At 71.8% G+C, this 19759-nt stretch carries 18 protein-coding genes; 10 read left to right on the plus strand and 8 right to left on the minus strand.

The features are described 5' to 3' along the window. Window positions 1-198: 198 nt before the first annotated feature. Complete coding sequence (locus M6G08_RS12615; RefSeq protein WP_272587242.1) at window positions 199-861, plus strand: RNA polymerase sigma factor; 663 nt, start codon at window positions 199-201, stop codon at window positions 859-861. Then, on the plus strand, window positions 861-2081 hold the full coding sequence (locus M6G08_RS12620; RefSeq protein ID WP_272587243.1) for a hypothetical protein: 1221 nt from the start codon (window positions 861-863) through the stop codon (window positions 2079-2081). Before M6G08_RS12615 ends, M6G08_RS12620 begins: the two co-directional genes overlap by 1 nt. 185 nt (window positions 2082-2266) lie before the next feature. Here M6G08_RS12620 and M6G08_RS12625 read toward each other — a convergent pair whose 3' ends face one another. Beyond that, window positions 2267-3175 carry a L,D-transpeptidase family protein gene (locus tag M6G08_RS12625; RefSeq protein WP_272587244.1) on the minus strand — a complete coding sequence of 303 codons (909 nt, stop codon included), beginning with the start codon at window positions 3173-3175 and terminating at the stop codon, window positions 2267-2269. A gap of 243 nt (window positions 3176-3418) precedes the next feature. On the opposite strand from M6G08_RS12625, the gene M6G08_RS12630 reads away from it, so the two are divergent. Next, window positions 3419-4999, plus strand: a complete 1581-nt coding sequence (locus M6G08_RS12630) for an acyl-CoA mutase large subunit family protein (RefSeq protein ID WP_272587245.1) — start codon at window positions 3419-3421, stop codon at window positions 4997-4999. A gap of 109 nt (window positions 5000-5108) precedes the next feature. Continuing rightward, window positions 5109-5681 (plus strand): Uma2 family endonuclease, encoded by a 573-nt coding sequence (locus tag M6G08_RS12635; protein ID WP_336299031.1) that lies wholly within the window; start codon window positions 5109-5111, stop codon window positions 5679-5681. A 24-nt stretch (window positions 5682-5705) separates the two neighbouring features. On the opposite strand, the gene M6G08_RS12640 is transcribed toward M6G08_RS12635, so the two are convergent. Next, window positions 5706-7127: an FAD-dependent oxidoreductase gene (locus M6G08_RS12640; RefSeq protein WP_272587247.1), complete on the minus strand. Its 1422-nt coding sequence runs from the start codon at window positions 7125-7127 to the stop codon at window positions 5706-5708. Between the two features lie 71 nt (window positions 7128-7198). Here M6G08_RS12640 and M6G08_RS12645 point away from each other — a divergent pair, with 71 nt between their 5' ends. Continuing rightward, window positions 7199-7849, plus strand: coding sequence for a TetR/AcrR family transcriptional regulator (locus M6G08_RS12645; protein ID WP_272587248.1), 651 nt, complete (start codon window positions 7199-7201; stop codon window positions 7847-7849). Here the strand turns inward: M6G08_RS12645 and M6G08_RS12650 are convergent. The 6 genes from M6G08_RS12650 to M6G08_RS12675 form a co-directional block, all read right to left on the minus strand. After that, a complete protein-coding gene (locus tag M6G08_RS12650) occupies window positions 7834-8844 on the minus strand; it encodes a class I SAM-dependent methyltransferase (RefSeq protein ID WP_272587249.1) in 1011 nt (336 codons plus the stop codon). The genes M6G08_RS12645 and M6G08_RS12650 overlap by 16 nt on opposite strands. 159 nt (window positions 8845-9003) lie before the next feature. Further along, on the minus strand, window positions 9004-9345 hold the full coding sequence (locus M6G08_RS12655) for a peptidase inhibitor family I36 protein (RefSeq protein WP_272587250.1): 342 nt from the start codon (window positions 9343-9345) through the stop codon (window positions 9004-9006). Window positions 9346-9500: 155 nt separating this feature from the next. After that, window positions 9501-10475, minus strand: coding sequence for a class I SAM-dependent methyltransferase (locus tag M6G08_RS12660; RefSeq protein ID WP_336298989.1), 975 nt, complete (start codon window positions 10473-10475; stop codon window positions 9501-9503). A 94-nt stretch (window positions 10476-10569) separates the two neighbouring features. Continuing rightward, complete coding sequence (locus M6G08_RS12665) at window positions 10570-11730, minus strand: acyltransferase family protein (RefSeq protein ID WP_443048787.1); 1161 nt, start codon at window positions 11728-11730, stop codon at window positions 10570-10572. 148 nt (window positions 11731-11878) lie between these two features. Then, window positions 11879-13285 (minus strand): polysialyltransferase family glycosyltransferase, encoded by a 1407-nt coding sequence (locus M6G08_RS12670; protein WP_272587252.1) that lies wholly within the window; start codon window positions 13283-13285, stop codon window positions 11879-11881. Beyond that, window positions 13282-14259 (minus strand): glycosyltransferase family 2 protein, encoded by a 978-nt coding sequence (locus M6G08_RS12675; RefSeq protein ID WP_272587253.1) that lies wholly within the window; start codon window positions 14257-14259, stop codon window positions 13282-13284. Before M6G08_RS12675 ends, M6G08_RS12670 begins: the two co-directional genes overlap by 4 nt. 200 nt (window positions 14260-14459) lie before the next feature. On the opposite strand from M6G08_RS12675, the gene M6G08_RS12680 reads away from it, so the two are divergent. The 5 genes from M6G08_RS12680 to M6G08_RS12700 all read left to right on the plus strand — a co-directional run bounded on the left by M6G08_RS12680 (window position 14460) and on the right by M6G08_RS12700 (window position 19727). Further along, on the plus strand, window positions 14460-15800 hold the full coding sequence (locus M6G08_RS12680; protein WP_272587254.1) for a DUF6716 putative glycosyltransferase: 1341 nt from the start codon (window positions 14460-14462) through the stop codon (window positions 15798-15800). Between the two features lie 32 nt (window positions 15801-15832). Then, window positions 15833-17143 (plus strand): N-acylneuraminate cytidylyltransferase, encoded by a 1311-nt coding sequence (locus M6G08_RS12685; protein WP_272587255.1) that lies wholly within the window; start codon window positions 15833-15835, stop codon window positions 17141-17143. 13 nt (window positions 17144-17156) lie between these two features. Beyond that, on the plus strand, window positions 17157-18095 hold the full coding sequence (locus tag M6G08_RS12690) for an N-acetylneuraminate synthase family protein (protein ID WP_272587256.1): 939 nt from the start codon (window positions 17157-17159) through the stop codon (window positions 18093-18095). A 43-nt stretch (window positions 18096-18138) separates the two neighbouring features. Beyond that, on the plus strand, window positions 18139-19206 hold the full coding sequence (locus tag M6G08_RS12695; protein ID WP_272587257.1) for a hypothetical protein: 1068 nt from the start codon (window positions 18139-18141) through the stop codon (window positions 19204-19206). A 179-nt stretch (window positions 19207-19385) separates the two neighbouring features. After that, window positions 19386-19727 carry a hypothetical protein gene (locus M6G08_RS12700; protein ID WP_272587258.1) on the plus strand — a complete coding sequence of 114 codons (342 nt, stop codon included), beginning with the start codon at window positions 19386-19388 and terminating at the stop codon, window positions 19725-19727. Window positions 19728-19759: the final 32 nt, after the last annotated feature.

Genomic DNA, 19759 nt, shown 5'->3' on the forward strand with positions numbered 1-19759 from the left:
ACACCCCACCGCGTCACGGCTTAGTTGCATCTTGTACGGCAATGCGATGGGGACATGGACGAGCGGTGGTTTCAAGACGTAACGTGCCATTCGCGCCGATGCAGCGGGAGACCACCGCGATCATCCATTGAGAAACCACGACGGCGAGGACCACGTCCGCGAGAGCGGCGCCGTCTCAGGCGCAGAAAGGCCTTCTCGGTGCTGGGGGACGACGCGGAGCTGACCGCCTCGGTGCGGGCGGCGCAGGACGGGGACGAGACCGCGTTCCGGACCGTGTACCGCGCCGTGCATCCGCGACTGCTGGGATACGTGCGGACGCTGGTGGGCGATCCGGACGCGGAGGACGTGGCGTCCGAGGCCTGGCTGCAGATCGCCCGTGACCTGGAGCGGTTCGACGGCGACGCCGACCGCTTCCGGGGCTGGGCCGCCCGTATCGCCCGCAACCGGGCACTGGACCACATCCGCATGCGCGGTCGCCGGCCCGCGATCGGCGGTGACGAGACCGAGCTGACCGGCAAGCCCGCCGAGTCCGACACCGCGGGCGAGGCCCTGGAAGCCCTGGCCACCGACAGCACCCTCTCCCTCATCGCCCGGCTGCCCCAGGACCAGGCCGAGGCGGTGGTCCTGCGCGTGGTGGTGGGCCTCGACGCGAAGAGCGCCGCCGAGACGCTGGGCAAGCGGCCCGGTGCCGTCCGTACGGCGGCGCACCGCGGCCTGAAGCGGCTGGCCGAACTCCTCGGCGGCGATCCGGAATCGGGCGGCGGGCTCGACGCACTGCCGCCCCAGCGAGAACCGCACCGTCGTGCGGTGACGTCCGCGAGTGTGACGCATACGCGTGCGCGGACGCAGAAGGACATGTGATGGCCGACGAGCAGGACAGGTGGCTGGACCGCGAAACCGCGGAGATCTTGCTGCGCGGAGAGTCACTGGAGGCTGTCGACCCCGCGGTCCGCGACCGGGCCGAACGGCTCGCCGAGGCCCTGGGCGCGCTCACCGTCCCACCCGTGCCGACCAGCGAGGAACTCCCCGGCGAGGCCGCCGCGCTGGCCGCCTTCCGCAAGGTGCGCGCCGAGCGGGCCGACGAGGCGGCCGAGGCGTCGGCCGGGCTCGGACGCGGCGCCTCGGCTCCGCCCGCCGACGCCGGGCTGATCCGCATCGGCCCGCGCGGCGAGGGCGCCCGGCGCCCCGGGCGGTTCCGTCCGCTGCGCCTCGGGCTGGCCGCCGCACTGACCGCCGGCATGGTCGGCTCGGTCGCGGTGGCGGCCGGAACCGGAGTCCTGCCGCAGCCGTTCGGCGACGCCGGACCGGACCCCGCCGCCACCGTCTCCGCAGCCGCGTCCCCCGACCACCCCCTCGCCTCGCCCTCGGCCCCGGACGGGGCACGGGGCGGTGCGGTGCCGGGCGGTCCCACGACCGGCGAACCCGGCCGCGACGAGCGGGCGGACGGCGAGGACGAGGACCGCGACACCGACTCCGGGGTCCGGGGGGCCGGCGGCTTCGGGGGAGGACGGCAGGATCTCGCCGCGGCCTGCCGCGACGCGGAGGCCGGCCGGGAACTCGACGACGCCCGCAGGCGCGCCCTGGAAGAGGCCGCCGGGGGTTCCCCGGCGATCGGCAAGTACTGCCGGGGCCTCCTCTCCGGGTCCGGCGCCGACGCCCGGGACCGCGACACCGGACGGGACGCCGGGGGCAACGGCGAGGCCGGCGAGGCGGCGCGGGACCGGGAGCCGCGCAAGGACGCGGGCGGCAAGGGCGCCAGCGAAGGCCGGGGGGACAAGGGAGGCAAGGGCGCCGACGAGGGCCGGGGGGACAAGGGAGGCAAGGGCGCCAACGAAGGCGACGGCGGCGGGAACGGCCAGGGGGCCAACGGCGGCAAGGGCGGTGGAAAAGGCGGCGGCGACAAGGGCGGCAAGGACGATGACGACGACGGCGGCCACATAGCCCCGCCCGCCGGGCACCACCGTCCGCAGGCCCTCCCGGCCCTCCCGGCCCTCCCGCGCCTCCCCCGGCAGGGCCCCACGTATCTGCCGCACCACTGGCCCACCCTCCGCGACACCCTGTCTGACCTGCGAGTTTCCTAGGCGGACAGATTTTTCTAGCGAGGGTGTGACACTTTCGGGCGCCACGGCGCAGTAACAAGTGAGCCGACTGGTCATCGGCTTTCGCACCGAGCCGGGGTTCCCCCCGTACCTACGGCTCGTGCACCTCGGCGCGGGCGGGACACGTTCCCCCGGTCCCGCCCGCGCCCATTCCGCTCCCAGGGGCCTCACCGGTACACGACGACCTTGTCGCCGTCGCGCACCCGCGCGTACAGCTCCGCGACGGCGGCCTCGTCCCGCACGTTGACGCAGCCGTGCGAGGCGCCCGCGTAGCCGCGGACGGCGAAGTCGTACGAGTAGTGCACGGCCTGGCCGCCGCTGAAGAACATCGCGTACGGCATGGGCGAGTCGTAGAGCGTCGAGACGTGGTGGCGCGACTTCCAGTAGACGTGGAACACGCCCTCGCGGGTCGGCGTGTACTGCGAGCCGAACCGCACCGGCATCGTCGACACGGTCCGCCCGTCGACCATCCAGCGCAGCGTCCGGCTCGTCTTGCTCACACACAGCACCCGGCCCCTCAGGCAGCGCGGGTCGGGCGGATCGGCCGGCTGCCCGCCCATCAGATACAGATCCCACTTGCCCGGCTCGCGCGTCATGTCCAGCAGCCGCTGCCAGGTGACGGTGTCCGTCCTGCCGGTCCTCGGCAGCCCGCGCTTGCCCTGGAAGCCGCTCACCGCCCGCTCGGTCAGGTCGTCGTACGTCCCGGTCGGGCCGTCGACCAGCCACTCGACCTGGCGCAGCCGGGCCTGGAGCGCGCGCACGTCCCGGCCGCTGTCGCCGGGCCGCCACAGCACCGGGGCCACGGTCCGGGCGGGCGGCGCGCTCGACGGCCGGTCACCGGCCGGTGTGCGCTTCGGCCCGTCCGCCCCGTCCGCCCCGTCCGCGCCCTGCGGTGTTCTCTGACTCTCCGGTCCCTCCGGCGGCGCGCTGGTGACGTCTATGCGCACCGGCGCGCGCCCCTTGCCGTCCGGGCCCGTGCCCTGCACGGTGCAGCCGCCGACCGCCAGCACGACCCCCAGCGCGGCCGCGCACGCCCTCCCGGTACCGCCCACGCGCCCCGTCCCCGCCATACGCATCACGACCCCCCGCCGTCTCACCGCCCCGCACGGACGTCCTCTGAGATGTTCCCCGCGGATGACGCGCCCCGAACGGCGCGGCATCGTTGTGACCGGTACCGCATCGAAGTTGTGAGCAAGGTCCCAGCGCGCGCACCTCCACGCGTGGTGCGTGCGCCGATACAGTCCGTCGACAGGGTCGTTCTGTACTGGCTGGTAACTGACGAACAGTTCGAGCATGTGCTCAGCGGGAGGCAACACACCATGGCGCGCGAGTCGGAGTCCGGACTGCCCATCGAACCGGTCTACGGGCCCGACGCCCTTTCGGGCTGGGACGCGGCGGAGAAGCTGGGCGAGCCGGGGAAGTACCCGTTCACGCGGGGCGTGTACCCGTCGATGTACACCGGCCGGCCCTGGACGATGCGGCAGTACGCCGGTTTCGGCACCGCGACGGAGTCCAACGCCCGCTACAAGCAGCTGATCGCCAACGGCACGATGGGTCTTTCGGTCGCCTTCGACCTGCCCACCCAGATGGGCCACGACTCCGACGCGCCCATCGCGAGCGGCGAGGTCGGCAAGGTCGGCGTGGCGATCGACTCCATCGACGACATGCGGGTGCTGTTCGGCGGGATCCCGCTGGACAGGGTCTCGACGTCGATGACGATCAACGCCCCGGCCGCCCTGCTGCTCCTCCTCTACCAGCTCGTCGCCGAGGAGCAGGGCGTCAGCGCCGACCAGCTCACCGGCACGATCCAGAACGACGTGCTGAAGGAGTACATCGCGCGGGGCACGTACATCTTCCCGCCCAAGCCGTCGCTGCGTCTGATCGCGGACATCTTCAAGTACTGCAAGGCCGAGATCCCGAAGTGGAACACCATCTCGATCTCCGGCTACCACATGGCCGAGGCGGGTGCCTCTCCCGCGCAGGAGATCGCGTTCACACTCGCGGACGGCATCGAGTACGTGCGCACGGCGGTCGCGGCCGGCATGGACGTGGACGACTTCGCGCCCCGCCTGTCCTTCTTCTTCGTGGCCCGTACGACGATCCTGGAGGAGGTCGCCAAGTTCCGGGCGGCCCGCCGGATCTGGGCGCGCGTGATGAAGGAGGAGTTCGGCGCGAAGAACCCGAAGTCCCTGATGCTGCGCTTCCACACCCAGACCGCGGGCGTGCAGCTGACCGCCCAGCAGCCCGAGGTGAACCTGGTCCGCGTCGCGGTGCAGGGCCTCGGCGCGGTCCTCGGCGGCACCCAGTCCCTGCACACCAACTCCTTCGACGAGGCCATCGCGCTGCCCACCGACAAGTCGGCCCGGCTCGCCCTGCGCACCCAGCAGGTCCTCGCCTACGAGACGGACGTGACGGCGACCGTCGACCCCTTCGCCGGTTCCTACGTCGTCGAGAAGATGACCGACGACGTCGAGGCGGCGGCGCTGGAGCTGATGGGCAAGGTCGAGGACCTGGGCGGCGCGGTCAACGCCATCGAGCACGGCTTCCAGAAGAACGAGATCGAGCGCTCCGCCTACCGCATCGCACAGGAGACCGACTCCGGCGAGCGCGTCGTGGTCGGCGTCAACCGCTTCCAGCTCGACGAGGAGGAGCCGTACGAGCCCCTGCGCGTCGACCCGGCCATCGAGGCCCAGCAGGCCGAACGCCTGGCCAAGCTCCGCGCGGAGCGCGACCAGCAGACGGTGGACACGGCACTGGCGGCCCTGAAGAAGGCGGCCGAGGGCGAGGACAACGTCCTCTACCCGATGAAGGACGCGCTGCGGGCCCGGGCGACGGTGGGCGAGGTGTGCAACGCGTTGCGGGAGGTCTGGGGGACGTACGTGCCTTCGGATGCCTTCTAACGGCGGCTGAGCTGGGTTGTCACCTCGAATGGGTGATCGGGGGCGAAAAGCGTACCTTCCTGGTTAGGCTCGTGGAGGGTGTTCCCGTAAGGAGGGTGCCGTGGCTGTCATGATGCACGAGTCGTCGCTTGCCGATGCTGCTGACCACCTCTGGGAGGAGCTGCCCGGCCACCGGGTAGAGATCCTCAACGGGAGCATCGTTGTGACACCGCCGCCGGATGGTCCACACCAGGAGTCGCTGACGTGGCTCGTCGAGGAGTTCGCACGAGTCGGCGCCAGGCAGGCGGGGCTCAGATACCTCGGTGGCATCGGGTTGTGGCTGCCGACAGGGCCCGACGACTACGCGGTGCCCGACTTCTCCGTGGTCGACGACGTCTACAGGGACGCGGTTGTGGAGAAGAACTGCTACGCGCCGGACGTCTTCCGATTGGTCCTCGAGGTGACCTCTACCAATTGGTCCAACGACACGGCCATCAAAGTCGGGACGTATGCCAGGGCGGGCATTCCCGTCTACGTAATTGCCGACCGCCATCACGACGAGGTCCTCCTCTACACCGACCCGGCCGACGGCAAATATCCCGACCCCCAGCGCTTCAAGCGAGGTCAGGACATCCCCATCCCCGAATCCGTAGGCGTCACCCTCACCCTCTCCGTCGACACCCTCCTCGACGGCGACGACTGAGCCGGGCGGGATCCGGTTCGGGCCTCAGTCGCCGAGCCCGAACCGGCCGAGGTAGCCGTCGAGACCGTCCGGCGAGTCCCCGGCCCACCCCACATACCCGTCCGGCCGCACCAGGAACACCCCCGCCCCGTACGCCCCGTGCGCGGCCCCACGCACCACCCGCACCCGCTCGGGAACGTCCGGGGCGTCCGCGCCCAGTGCCAGCAGCGTCCAGTGCGGCCCCCGGAAGGCGTCGAAGAGCCGCACGCCGTCCACCGTGCCGTCCGGTGCCCGGTCCCCGGCCCGCACCGCGCCCTCCGCGACCGCCGCCCGGGTCTCCACCGTGAGGGACGATTCCCGGTACCCCAGCCCCAGCTGCCGCGTCGCCCCACCGCGCCGCACCTCGCCGCGGTGGACGCCGGTCGACAGGTCGAGCATCTGCGCCGCGACCGGGTGCCGTTCCTCCTCGTAGCTGTCCAGGAGCCCGGCCCGAGCCCCGCCCGTCAGTACCGCGCCCAGCTTCCAGCCCAGGTTGTAGGCGTCCTGGACGCTGGTGTTCAGGCCCTGTCCGCCCGCCGGTGAGTGCACGTGCGCGGCGTCCCCGGCGAGGAAGACCCGGCCCGCCCGGAAACGGTCGGCGAGGGCGGCGCGCGGCCGGAAGTCGGAGGCCCAGCGCACCTCGGTCACGTCCTCGGGGGCGAGGTGCGAGCGCTCCGCGATCACCTTCCGGATGCCGTCCGCGCCGAGGTCCACCGCCGCGCCCTCGGCGAACCGCGCGACCACCTGGAAGTCCTCGGTGCCGGCCAGCGGGCAGACGGCGAGGAAGTGCGGGCCGCCGTCGGCTGGCGGGAAGACGTGCCAGTGGTCGCGGTCCAGCCCGCTGATCCGGACGTCGGCCACCAGCATCGGGCTCGGGTCCACGGTCTCGCCGGTCATGCCGATGTCCAGGGCCCGGCGCACCGCCGACCGGCCGCCGTCGGCGGCGACCAGGTAGCGGGCGCGGACCGCGGTGCCGGAGGCGAGGTGCGCGGTGACGCCGGCCGTGTCCTGCTCGACGCCGGTGACCTCACGGCCGAAGGCGACCGCGCCGCCCAGCTCCTCCAGCCGGTCCCGCAGTATCTCCTGCGTGCGCCACTGCGGCACCATCCACGGCTCGTCGTACGGGGAGTCCTCGCTCGCCCCGGCCGGGTCGAACATCTGGTGCTCGCCGACCCGCTGCCCGTCCCGCCAGATCATGCCGACCGGATAGGTCCCGCCCGCCGAGTGGACGGCGTCCAGGACGCCGAGGTCGTCGAAGACCTCCATCGTGCGGGGCTGCATGCCCTTGCCGCGCGAGCCGGGGAACAGCCCCGCCCCGCGCTCCACGACCAGCGCGTCCACCCCGCGCCGGGCCAGGTCGACGCCGAGGGCGAGACCGGTGGGGCCCGCGCCGACGACCAGGACGTCCGTGTCCGTCACCGTGTCCATGGCACCCTCCTTAACGACGTTAAGTGCTACTTGGTTCCGAGAATGGACTTAACGTCGTTAAGCTGTCAAGCGTGGCTACGGAACGACGCGCCCCCCTCGACCGCCGACGGGTCGCGGACACGGCGTTGAAACTGCTGAACGAGGTCGGCCTGGACGGCCTGACCCTGCGCGCCATCGCCAGGGAGCTGGATGTCAAGGCACCCGCCCTGTACTGGCACTTCGAGGACAAGCAGGCCCTGCTCGACGAGATGGCCACCGAGATGTTCCGGCGGATGGTCGCCGGCACCGCGCTCGACCCGGCCGACAGCTGGCGGGAGCGGCTGCTCAAGGCCAACCGGGGCCTGCGCGCCGCGCTGCTCGGCTACCGCGACGGTGCCAAGGTGTTCAGCGGCTCACGCTTCACCGGCGCGGTGCACGCCGAGCGGATGGAGGACGACCTGCGCCTGTTCACCGCCGCCGGCCTCACCCTCCCCCAGGCGGTGCGGGCGACCACGACGGCGTACCTGTTCACCCTCGGCTTCGTCACCGAGGAACAGGGCGTGCATCCCCTGCCCGGCGAACGCCGGGAGGGCTACGACCTGGACGAACGCGCCCGCCTGATGGCCGATCATCCCTTGACGGCTCAGGCGGGCGCGGAGATCTTCACCGACTACGACCGGCACTTCGAGGAAGGGCTGGCCCTGGTGATCGCGGGGATCGGGGCGTCCTACGGCCTCGACTGACCCGTACCGCCCGTGTTCCGGGCAGTGGCGCCGGCCTTCGCCCGCTGCGCCGCCCGGTACCGGCGCACCGCACGGGTGACGACCGGCGGCAGCACGTCCAGGGCGAGCCGGCGGGCGCGGTCGCGCGGGGTCCGCGGCCGGGGCGGACGGGTCTGCGCGGGCAGGGTCTGCGCTCGTGGCGTCGGGGCCGTCGGCGCCGGGGCCGCCGGCGCCGGTGTGGGCGCGGGTGCCGGGTGCCGCGAGGCCGGCAGCGACGGCGGCTGCATCCGCTTCCCCTTGGCGCGGGCCCGGACCAGCCGGTGCCCTGCGGCCTGCTCCACGGTCACGGCGACGTCGTCGCGGTCGCGCAGGGCGGCCATCAACTCCTCCTGGAGCGGCTCCGGATCGCCCCAGGTGCCGTACAGCTTCTGGCTGCTCAGGCAGACGGGCCGCAGTCCACGGTTGAGCACCGCCTCCCAGGCGGCGACGGCGACGCCCGGGGTGTGCTCGCTGCGGAAGTCGTCGAGGACGACGATGCCGTCGGGCAGCAGCAGGTCCCGGGCCGCGCCGATGTCCCCGTGCACGTGCTCGTACAGGTGCGAGGCGTCGATGTGGGCGAAGCGGCAGGTGCCGGGCGCGACCTCGTCGGTGATCGTGGAGCTGACGTCCTGGACGATCGCGGGCAGGGAGTCGTGGAAGGAGAGGTAGTTCCGCTCGAAGGCCTGCCGGGTGAGCGTGGAGTACGACTGCGCCGCCTCCGCCCGGTTGGCCGCGTCCGGCGGCTCGGTCCCGAACAGGTCGCAGACCGTGAGCGTCTCGCCCTCCCGCAGGTGGTGCCCGAGCAGGATCGCGCTCTTGCCCATGTAGGCGCCCAGTTCGAGCAGGTCGCCCTCGGTGCCCTGCCGCTTCTGACGCTCCAGGAACCAGGAGAACAGAACCTGGTCGAGCGGCCAGAACCAGCCGGGTACGTCGTTCAGGTCGCCGGGGTACTTGTGCGTCTCTTGCGCAGTGGCCATGGCCCGAGGATGCCTCCTCGGCGCTCACCGCGTAAGCGGCACGCGCGATCTCATCGAAAGAACATCACACAAATGACCCAACGTGTCCGGAGGCACACCTTCCGAGTGCGGCGCCGCGTGCCCCCGGGCATCGTCGGCGCCGCTGCCCCGGTCCCGACGTCAGGGTTCGATGTTGAGGGCGTCGATCTTGTTGTTCCAGGTGTTGTAGGTGGTCCCGCCGCAGCGCCACGTGGAGAAGTCGTACACGTAGGCGTCCGGGCCGAGGACGGCGTATTCCTCGCACTCCGAGTACAGAACGACGTAGTGATCGGTGTTGTTCCAGATGCTGGATACCTTGTTCCGCACCTTCGAGCCCACCGTGTAATACCCAGACCCGCTCGCCGCGGACCACGCCGCACCCTCGTAGCCGGGGTACTCCCAGAGGCACACCCACCCCCTCTTGCAGTCCGATGCCGCGGCGGACGCGGTTCCGCCGGAGACGGCCAGGAAGGTGGCGGTCATGACGGCGGAAAGCGCGGCGGCCGAAAATGCCCGTCGTACGCGCATGCGTGACTCCAGTTTCTCCAGAGGGGTGTGCGGTCCTGTGCGGTCCGCTCAATATGGAGCCACGGGCTCGCCCGCGTTGCATATCCCAAAACCGTTGTTTCGTTTCCTGTTCATTTCCCCGTCTGTGGAATGAGGGATTCCGAAGACGCACGCAGATACGCCGAATGTGCCGCTTTGCCCAGGAAGGTGAAACGCGTCTCGCCCTTCAGGCGGTCGTCCAAGGCTTCCTTGACACCCGGCCACTGCGAGTCGCCGTAGTCGTCCAGGACGACGACCGCGCCGGGAGCGGCGATCGTCTCGGCCCACTGGAGGTCCTGGGCCACACCCTCGGCCGAGTGGTCACCGTCGACGATGATCACGCCGTAGGCGCGGTCCGACACGGCCGCCCGGGTGTCGGGGTTCTCGGAGTACCCCTGCCGGATCCGTGCCGCAGCACCCGCCGGGCCGGCCAGGGAGAGGTTGGTGCGTACGGCCTTCTCGTCGACCGGGGCCCCGGTGGGGTCCGGGGGTTGGCTGGTGCCGGGCTGGAGCTGGAGGCCGGCGAAGGGATCGACGATGGTCAGGCTCGGGCTGCGACCGTCGCGCTCCATCATCCGCAGCAGTCCGGCGGAGAACATGCCGTACAGCGTGCCGATCTCAAGGATCTCGTCGTTCGGCGGGTCGAGTAGCGGGATGGTGCCGAGCTTGCCGCAGATGTTCATGGTGCCGCCCGCGATCCGGCCGACCCCCAGCGACTCCAGTGCGACCAGCAGCCGGTAGGCGGCGGCCACGTTGCGCTCCGCGGCGTCGCGGTCACCAGCGAGGGCGGCGACCTCGCCGTAGAGCCGCTCCAGCGGAGCCTCGGCCAGTACACGGGAGTTGCGGCGCCCGTGCGGGCCGAGGAGCAGGTCGAAGGTGAGCTGGCGGCGCCTCAGCAGGTCGACTTCACGCACCAGGCGCTCGGTGTCCGCTCCGCCCGCCGCGGTGCTGGCCGCGCGCCGGATCGCTGAGCGGACCTGACGCTCGATGCGCTGGTCGATCAGGTCGGCCACCGGGCGCAGCAAGCGCCGGGAAGCCGAACTTCTCAGTAGTGCACGGCTGTTCATTGTCCAGGGACCTCGATCCGTTGTGGAGTCGAACGTGGTGTGGTGCGCCGCGGGGCGGGGCCGGGCGGTTGAACGGTCCGTGCTCGCCGCGGGGTCAGCGGGGCTTGGACAGCGCGGTGCGCAGTCTCGGAGTCAGCGTGTTCTCCACGTACCGGTTCAGCAGCCAGGCCAGTACGAGCATCGCCGCGACGGTCGTCAGGAAGGTGGCGTACGACGGGACGCCCAGGTCCTGGTGGAGTGTTTCGATGACGACCCAGCCCAGGTGCTCGTGTACGAGGTAGAACGGGTAGGTCAGCGCGCCCGCGACCGTGAGCCAGCGCCAGTCGGCCCGGCGTAGCCAGCCGAGGGCGATGGCGGCCACCAGGGCGAAACCGGCGGTGACGATCAGGATGATGCCGAACGACGACCGGTTGGCGAAGGCGTCCGGGGTGGGGGGCCGCCACAGGTCCTGCACGGCGGCGTGCTGGCCGATCAGCCAGCTCACGGCGACGATGCCCCACGCGTACACGTCCCGCCGGTCCCGGTGCACCAGGTACAGGCCGATCCCGCCGATGAAGAACGGGGCGTACTGAGGCATCAGGACCAGGTCGAGCAGTGGCTCGTCCGCTGCCTGCCCGAGCGCCGCCGCCAGCGTCCAGCAGGCGCAGAAAAGGACGATCCGCCGCCGGTTGGCGCCCGGCAGGACCACGCAGAGGGCGAACAGGGCGTAGAAGCGGATCTCCACCCACAGCGTCCAGTCCACGCCGAGGACCCGGTCGGCGCCGAGCGGTTCCTGCAGCAGCGTCAGGTTCAGCAGGCCGTCGCTCGGTGACACCGCTTCGTAGGACACGGCCGGCAGGGCGAACACGGCGGTCACCACAACGACCGCGACCCAGTAGGCGGGCAGCAGCCGGGAGGCACGTGAGGCGAAGAACGACCGCAGCGACCGTCCCCATCCGCTCATGCAGATGACGAAGCCGCTGATGACGAAGAACACCTGAACGCCCAGGCAGCCGTAGGCGAACAGGGAGTGGAGCGTGGGGAACTGGAACTCGGGCGACGTCCCCCAGGCCGTGGTGACGTCGCCCCCGCGCCCGCCGTAGTGGTACGCCGCCACCATCAGCGCGGCCAGCAGCCGGAGCCCGTCCAGCGCGCGCAGCCGGGTCTGGCGGGGCGCGCCGGGCCCGCCCCGGCGAGGTGCGTCGGTGTCCGGCAGGACGGTGCGTATCGCCGTGCCCGCGGGCTTCCCCGGCGCGGCATTGGGGGTGTCTATCAAGGCTTCCCCTCACGGGAACGATCAGGATTCCCGCACATTAGTCCCAAGGAGATTCCCCGCTGACCGAAGCGGTCTGGATTTGACGGACCAGGACGGGAATTCATCGAGTGTTCGCTTTCCGTGCCGTACTTGTCCGTGAAGAATCCGGTCAACGGCCTACAACCCGCTTGAAGTGACGGGCCCGGCGCGCCACCCGGCGCACCGTCGCGTTGCGCGGGATGAACGCCAACTGGCTCGGCACGACCCCAGGGAGCGCGAGTGAGGCGATGCGCCGCCGTTTGAAATAGCGCCAGGTATGCGAGTCGAGGCGGGTCGACAGGAACTTCTCCGCGGTGGGGCGCAGGCCCGGATACAGCTTCGCCTGCATGGCGTAGCCGACCGTCCGCACGAGATCGGTCAGCTCTGCGACGTCCATGCCCCGGCGCCGCTGGGCGACCGCTGGGCCGTCCGCCAGGTCGGGCAGCAGCGCGTCGACGATCGTCACGGGCACCCGGTTGCTGTTCTCGTACGGGGCCAGGCGCTCCAGCAGGGTGCCGGTGCCGGTACGCGCGACCGGCAGTCCGTACAGCGCGGACGCGGTGAGGAGCGCGGTGGAGAAGCAACCGACGACCAGCTCGGGACTCATCCGACGGTAGAGGACCTCGGCGAGCACGGGGGTGTCGAGCACCGTCAGCTCGGCGCCCAGGTGCCGCGCCTCCCGCTCCAGGGCCTGGGACCAGAGCACCGGTGCGGACGGATGGGGTTTGAACACCACGCGTCGGTGGCCCAAACGCACCACACCCCGCAGCATCTGCAGGTGGAGGTCTTCCTCCTCCTCGGCAGTGAGGATGCCGAGGGCGGACAGGTACTGGCCCAGCAGCAGCGCGGCTCCCTCGGTGCCGGGCGTCGCGGCGGCGGCCCCAGCGGTGCCACCGAGCTCGTCCAGGACCTTCAGGAAGGCGTCCGTGGGCACGAGCTCCGGCTCGACACCGAACTCGGTCAGCAGCAGCGGCTTCAGACCCGGCACCAGGTCGAGGTGGAGCAGACGCCGAACCCTGGTGCCGACCAGCGGGTCGATCCTGAATCGGGTCGGGCCGTAGCTCATCAGGCCGTCCGCGTACACGTCCACGGGCGTACCGCCGAAGATCTGGCAGATGGCGAGCGCCGGGTCGACCTGTATGGACTCGACGGCAAGCTCGATCCGGTCCTCGCCCAGCCCCCACAGCAGCCGCAGATGGCGTTCCCACAGCGGCTGGTCGTCGGCACGCGGCGACCAGCCGCCCGGATGGAAGGGAGCGATGACCTCGTTCCAGGACAGCACGGTGTCGAAGCGGTCCCGCAGGTGCGCGAAGGCCGGGGAGGAGTCGAAGGCCGGACTCAGTTCCGGAGTGGCACCGTTGTTGGTGACCAGCAGGATCCGCCGGTCGGCCGGTCCGAAGCACTCCGCGTCGATCGCGGCCGCCAGGGTCGCGGCGCCGTACAGCGTCGAGGCGCAGAAGATCTGCGTGGTGCGGCGGCGGGCGGCGGCGTCGGCAGGCGCCGGCGCGTCCGGGAAGGGTGTGTACGGGACGCTCATGCGGCGGTCTCCCCAGAGGGCGAGGGCCTGCGCCGCAGTCGGCGCAGCTGGGTGGCGCGGGCCAGGTCCATGGAATCCAGCGTGTCGTTGAGCAGGTCCTGTGGCATCCGCCGCAGGGCTGCGGCGCTCAGGGAGCGGAGCCTGCGGGCGACCTGCGGCTCGAACTTGTCGATGGTCACCAGGTGGTGGGAGATGATCGCGCAGTACGTGCGCACTGCCTTGGGCAGGAAGATGCCGGCGTCGGGGTCCTCGGCGGTCTCCGCGAGCACCCGGTCGAACGAGGGGATGAAGTCCAGCTGCCGGGTGTCACCGATCTGGGTGAGCGAGGAGGTGACGCCCCTGCGGTAGAAGATGCCGCAGAGGTCGGGGACCGCGAACGACTCGGCCTTCCGGTGCAGTCGCCAGATCCACGGCCGGTCCTCGGCGGTTCGCAGGTCCTCCGGGAAGTGCAGCAGACCTTCGTCGACCAGCCTGCGACGATATGCGCCGGCCCAGGAGTACGGGTAGTCGACCGGGGTGGAACGATCCGCCGGCAGGATCACGTCGCGGGGTGACACGACGGTGTCGCGCGGGCCGAACGGCACCCGGTGCACCGTCCGCCGGCTGCCGGTGAACCGTACGTGGTCGGTACGGACGAAGTCGCAGCCCAGGGATTCGACGGCATCGAGCAGCAGGCCGAAGTAGCCGGGTGCCGCGAAGTCGTCCCCGTCCATGAAGGTCAGGTACTCACCCCGCGCCGCGTCGATCCCGGTGTTGCGGGCGGCGGACACGCCGTTCTCGGTACGCCGGACCAGGACGGCGCCGGGCAGCTCGCGCTCGGCCCGGTCGAGCAGGTCTCCGGTGCCGTCCGTCGAGCAGTCGTCGACCAGGACGAACTCGACGTCGTCGCGGACGTTCGCGCGCAGCGATCTCAGGGCGTCTGGAGCGTATTGCCGTACGTTGAAAAACGGCACGATTACGGAGAGCTTGACCACGGACCGGACTGTAGACGGCGACTCCGGGCGGCGTCGTTACTGAGGTCTGGACACCGCATGAATGAAGCATTACGAAGCCGTTAACCGCATTCTCTCCAGGTGGCTTCTGAGGGCTGGGACCCCGTTCGGTGTTGTGCTGTTAACCGTCCGTTGGAATCCGGTTGGCCGGTTCCTAGAAATGGATTCCTAGCGTCTACGACGTGCCAGCAAGTGCAACGAAGACCCTGCGAGTAGCCGTCCTGGCGGACTCCGACACTCGGTGGAAATGGGGCGCGCTCACCGCGAACCGAATGACACCGGACGACACGGAGATCAGCCTCGACGGCTACCTGCTGCGGGGCCGAGCCACCCCCACCCCCCGCCAGCTGAGGGAAGTCGGCGTCACCGCGGACACGCTCCGCGAGGTGACCGCCGTCGAGTTCCTGCGCGCCATGGGCGACGCGACCGGCGAGGACACCTACGACGTCCTCGTCCTCGCCCTGGTCGGCGGCGGCGTCCAGGCGATGCTGCACGGCCTGGGACGGGTCTGGCAGGACCGCGCCGAGCGGCCCGTGGTCGTCACCGGCTACGTCGGCGTCGTCTACGAGAAGCTCGCCGACGGCCTGCTGCTGCGCCACGGAGCCGACGTCGTCCTCGCCAACTCCCGCCAGGACGCCGACCGTTTCCGTGCCGTGTACGAGGGGGTCGGCGCCGACGCCTCCGCGGTGACCGAGGTCGCCCTGCCCTTCCTGGGCGGAGCCGCCTACGCCGGGGAGCCGGGGGCCGGCGAACGTCCCTGCACGGTCGTCTTCGCCGCCCAGCCCTCCGTGCCGGACAACCGCAAGGACCGTACGTACCTCCTCGACCGGCTGATCCGGCACGCCCGCCGCCACCCCGAGCGGGAAGTCGTGCTCAAGCTGCGCTCCAAGCCCGGCGAGCACACCACCCACATCGAGGAGCTGCCGTACCAGAAGCTGGTGCAGCGGGCCGACCCCCCGCCCAACTTCCGCCTGATGTACGGCCACATGGGCGAGGTCCTCGACCGCACCGACCTCCTCGTCACCGTCAGCTCCACGGCGGCCCTGGAGTCCCTGCACCGCCGCATCCCCACGGCCGTACTGACCGACCTCGGGGTGCGCGAGGCACTCGGCAACCACCACTTCGTCGGCTCCGGGTGCCTCGCCTCCTGGGACCAGCTCGACGAGGGGCACCGCCCGGTGCCCGACGCCGAGTGGGTCGCCCGGCAGGGTGTGGCGGCCGACGGCGGCGCCTACGAGAGGGCCTTCGACCGGGCCAGGGAGCGCATCGCCGCCCTGCGCGCCCGACCCGGCGGCCTGCCCCCGCTCGCCCCGTACTACACGACCGTCACCGCCCCCGGATACCTCCCCGGCATCCTCGCCCGCCACCACCTCGCCCCCGACGGCACCCCGCTGCCGGGCGCCCCCGCCGCCGACAAGGCACCCGGCCCGGTGCGCCAGGTCGTCCGCCGGGCCGCCCGCGGGGCCTACCGCCACGGCGTCCAGCGCGTGGCCCCGGTGATCCGGCGGATGGGGGAGCTGTGAACGCCCCGAACCGTCTCCAAGGAGTACCGTCCATGTCCCAACCGGAAGCGGGCCGGGGCGCCGAGGTGCGCCGTGTGCTCGCGGTGATCCCCGCGCGCGGCGGCTCCAAGGGCGTGCCCGCGAAGAACCTCGCCCCCGTCGGCGGCGTGCCCCTGGTGGCCCGCGCGGTGCGCGAGTGCCGGGCCGCCCGTCTCGTGACGGACGTCGTGGTCTCCACCGACGACCGGTCCATCGCCGCCGCGGCCCGCGAGGCCGGTGCCGAGGTCGTGCTGCGGCCCGCCGCCATCGCCGGGGACACCGCCACCTCCGAGGCCGCCGTCCTGCACGCCATGGACGCCCACGAGGCCCTGCACGGCGCCGCCGTCGACGTGGTGCTGCTCGTGCAGTGCACCAGCCCCTTCATCGTCCGCGAGGACATCGACGGGGTGGCCGGCGCGGTCGCCGAGAACGGCGCGGACACCGCGGTGACCGTCGTCCCGTTCCACGGCTTCGTCTGGCGCGACGGCGACGACGAGGAGCGCCCGGCGGAGGGCGGCCACGGCGTCAACCACGACAAGTCCCACCGCCCCCGCCGCCAGGACCGCCCCCAGGACCTGCTGGAGACCGGCGCCGCCTACGCCATGGCCGCCGACGGCTTCCGCGAGCACCGGCACCGCTTCTTCGGCCGCACCGAACTGGTCCGCACCGACCCGGCCCGCGTCCTGGAGATCGACGACCCGCACGACCTGGCCCGCGCCCGCGCGCTCGCGCCCCTCTTCGACGCCGCCCGGCCCGGCGCCCTCGCTGTGGAGCCTCCCACCCACCTCCCCGCAGCCGAAGACATCGACGCGGTGGTCCTCGACTTCGACGGCACCCAGACCGACGACCGGGTGCTGATCGACTCCGACGGACGGGAGTTCGTCTCCGTGCACCGCGGCGACGGACTCGGCATCGCCGCCCTGCGCCGCAGCGGCCTGACGATGCTCGTCCTGTCCACGGAACAGAACCCGGTCGTCGCCGCCCGCGCACGCAAGCTCAAGCTGCCCGTGCTGCACGGCATCGACCGCAAGGACCTCGCCCTCAAACAGTGGTGCGAGGAGCAGGGCATCGCGCCCGAACGCGTGCTCTACGTCGGCAACGACGTCAACGACCTCCCGTGCTTCGCCCTCGTCGGCTGGCCCGTGGCGGTCGCGAGCGCCCACGACGCCGTACGCGGCGCGGCCCGCGCGGTCACCACCCTCCCCGGCGGTGACGGCGCCATCCGGGAGATCGCGACCTGGATCCTCGGCCCCGCACTCGACGTACCCGACTTCCCCGACGTACCCGACTCCCTCGAATCCCCCACGATCACCCAGCCCAGGTAAGGAAATCCCCGCCATGAGCACCAACTCCCGCATCCGCACCTTCGGCACCCGCGAGGCCGGTCCCGGCCGCCCCGTCTACGTCACCGGCGAGATCGGCATCAACCACAACGGTGAGCTGGAGAACGCGTTCAAGCTGATCGACGCCGCCGCCGAGGCCGGCTGCGACGCCGTCAAGTTCCAGAAGCGCACCCCGGAGATCTGCACCCCGCGCGACCAGTGGGACATCGAGCGCGACACCCCGTGGGGCCGTATGACGTACATCGACTACCGCCACCGCGTGGAGTTCGGCGAGGACGAGTACCGGCAGATCGACGAATACTGCAAGACCAAGAACATCGACTGGTTCGCCTCCCCGTGGGACACCGAGGCCGTCGCCTTCCTGGAGAAGTTCGACGTCCCCGCCCACAAGGTCGCCTCCGCCTCGCTCACCGACGACGAGCTGCTGCGCGCCCTGCGCGCCACCGGCCGCACGGTCATCCTCTCGACCGGCATGTCCACCCCGAAGCAGATCCGCCACGCGGTCGAGGTCCTCGGCTCCGACAACATCCTCATGTGCCACGCCACGTCGACCTACCCGGCGCAGGCCGAGGAGCTGAACCTCCGCGTCATCAACACCCTCCAGCAGGAGTACCCGAACGTGCCGATCGGCTACTCCGGCCACGAGACCGGCCTGCAGACCACCCTCGCCGCCGTCGCCCTCGGCGCCGTCTTCGTCGAGCGCCACATCACCCTCGACCGCGCCATGTGGGGCTCCGACCAGGCCGCCTCGGTCGAGCCGCAGGGCCTGACCCGCCTGGTGCGCGACATCCGCACCATCGAGGCCTCCCTCGGCGACGGCGTCAAGAAGGTCTACGACTCCGAGCTGGGCCCGATGAAGAAGCTGCGCCGCGTCCCCGGCGTCGTCGCCGAGGCGGAGATCGCCGACGCCGCGGGCGAGCCCGTCACCGTCTGACCACCGCCCACCGAGTCACCCACCACGGGACGGTCCCACACCGATGAGCCCCCGCGCCGGGAACGCCGGCCCCCGCACTCTCGCCTTCGTCGAGAGCCCGGTACAACTGCTGAACGTGCTGGAGTGGGCGCACACCCGCGCACCCGGCGCGGAGCTCACCCTCGTGGTCCTGTCCCCGGTCGACCCGATGACCCGGGGCCAGCTGCGCCGCATGGCGGAACTGGCCCGGCAGGAAGGGCACGAGATCCGCTGGGAGGAGGCCCGCGGCGGCGCCACGGCCCCCTTCCGCACGGTGGGCGGCCTGGCCGGCGCGCTGCGCCGGGCCGAACGGATCGTCATGGGCGACCCGTTCTCCCGTTACGTACAACTGCTCCTGACCATCACCCGCGCCCACGACCTCGTCGTCGTCGACGACGGCACGGCCACGATGGAGTTCGTCACCCAGCTGGCGCAGGGCGAGCGCCTGGTCCGCTGGCACCGCAAGGGCAGCCGCCCCGGCCCCCGCGACCTCCTCTTCGCCCCCGTCTCCCGCTCCGCCCGCCACCGCCTGACCCCGGCCCCCGACCACCAGGTCACCGTCTTCTCCTCCATGCCGATCGAGGACATCCCCGACGGCGTGACCGTCACCGCCAACGACTTCGCCTGGACCCGCGCCCGCTTCGGCCCGCCCAGCGTCACCAAGGGCGCCGACATGGTCGGCACGTCGCTGGTGGAGACCGGTGTCGTGGACGCCGACCGCTACCTGGACGCCGTACGCGGTCTGGCACGGACCCACGGCGCGGCCCGCTACTTCGCCCACCGCCGCGAGAGCACGGACAAGCTCCACCGGCTGGCCGTGGAGACCGGCCTGGAGATCGTCCGCCCCGACCTGCCCCTGGAGCTGATCGCCCGCCGCGGCCCGATCGGCCGCACCATCCTCAGCTTCCCCTCCACGGTCGTCCACACTCTGCCCCTCGCCCTGGCCGGCACCGAGGTCCGCGTCGCCGTCTGCGACATCGACCCCGCCTGGCTCACCCAGCACGCGTCTCCCCGGGCCCGGGGGTTCCTGAACGGCGTGACCGGCTCGGCCCGGGGCGCATACCGGTTGTCGGCGGTGGCGGGCGCCGGGTAGCCGTTCGGCGGGGCGGGCCATGGAACCGGGACCGGCCGCGCGCTGTCCGTGGCGGGTATGGCGGATTCCGCGCTCCTGCCGCCCGTCCTCGTCCTCGCGCCGCCGGTGGCGCCGTTCGCCGTCCTGGGCGCCGTCGTGCTGCTCGCCCGGCGGCCCGGGGCCGGGCCGCGGCGCGTGGGATGGCACCGTCCGAGCGGGACGACGTGCGCCCAGCTGGCGTTCCTCGGGGCGCAGCCGCACTCGGCGCGTACGGGTACGGAGCGGGCCGGGACCCCTACATCCTGGACCCCGACCAGCTGTGCGCCTCGTACGGCGTCCAGGGCGAGTACATCGTGACCCGGCTGACGCTCACGGTCAGCGTGCGGTGCGTCACGGAGGACGGTAGGGGCACCGAGGTCGTTCCGGACTGGGCGAATCCGGTGGTCCTCGCGGGACTGACGCTCCTCGTGCTCGCCGGCGCGGAGGCGGTCCGCGGGACCGTGCACCGGTGGAGGCGGGCCGGTTCCGCCTCCGGCCGGTGACCGCCGGGCGTGGGGCGCACGTGGCGTGGTAT

The organism is Streptomyces sp. M92, assembly GCF_028473745.1.
Classification (GTDB): Bacteria; Actinomycetota; Actinomycetes; order Streptomycetales; family Streptomycetaceae; genus Streptomyces.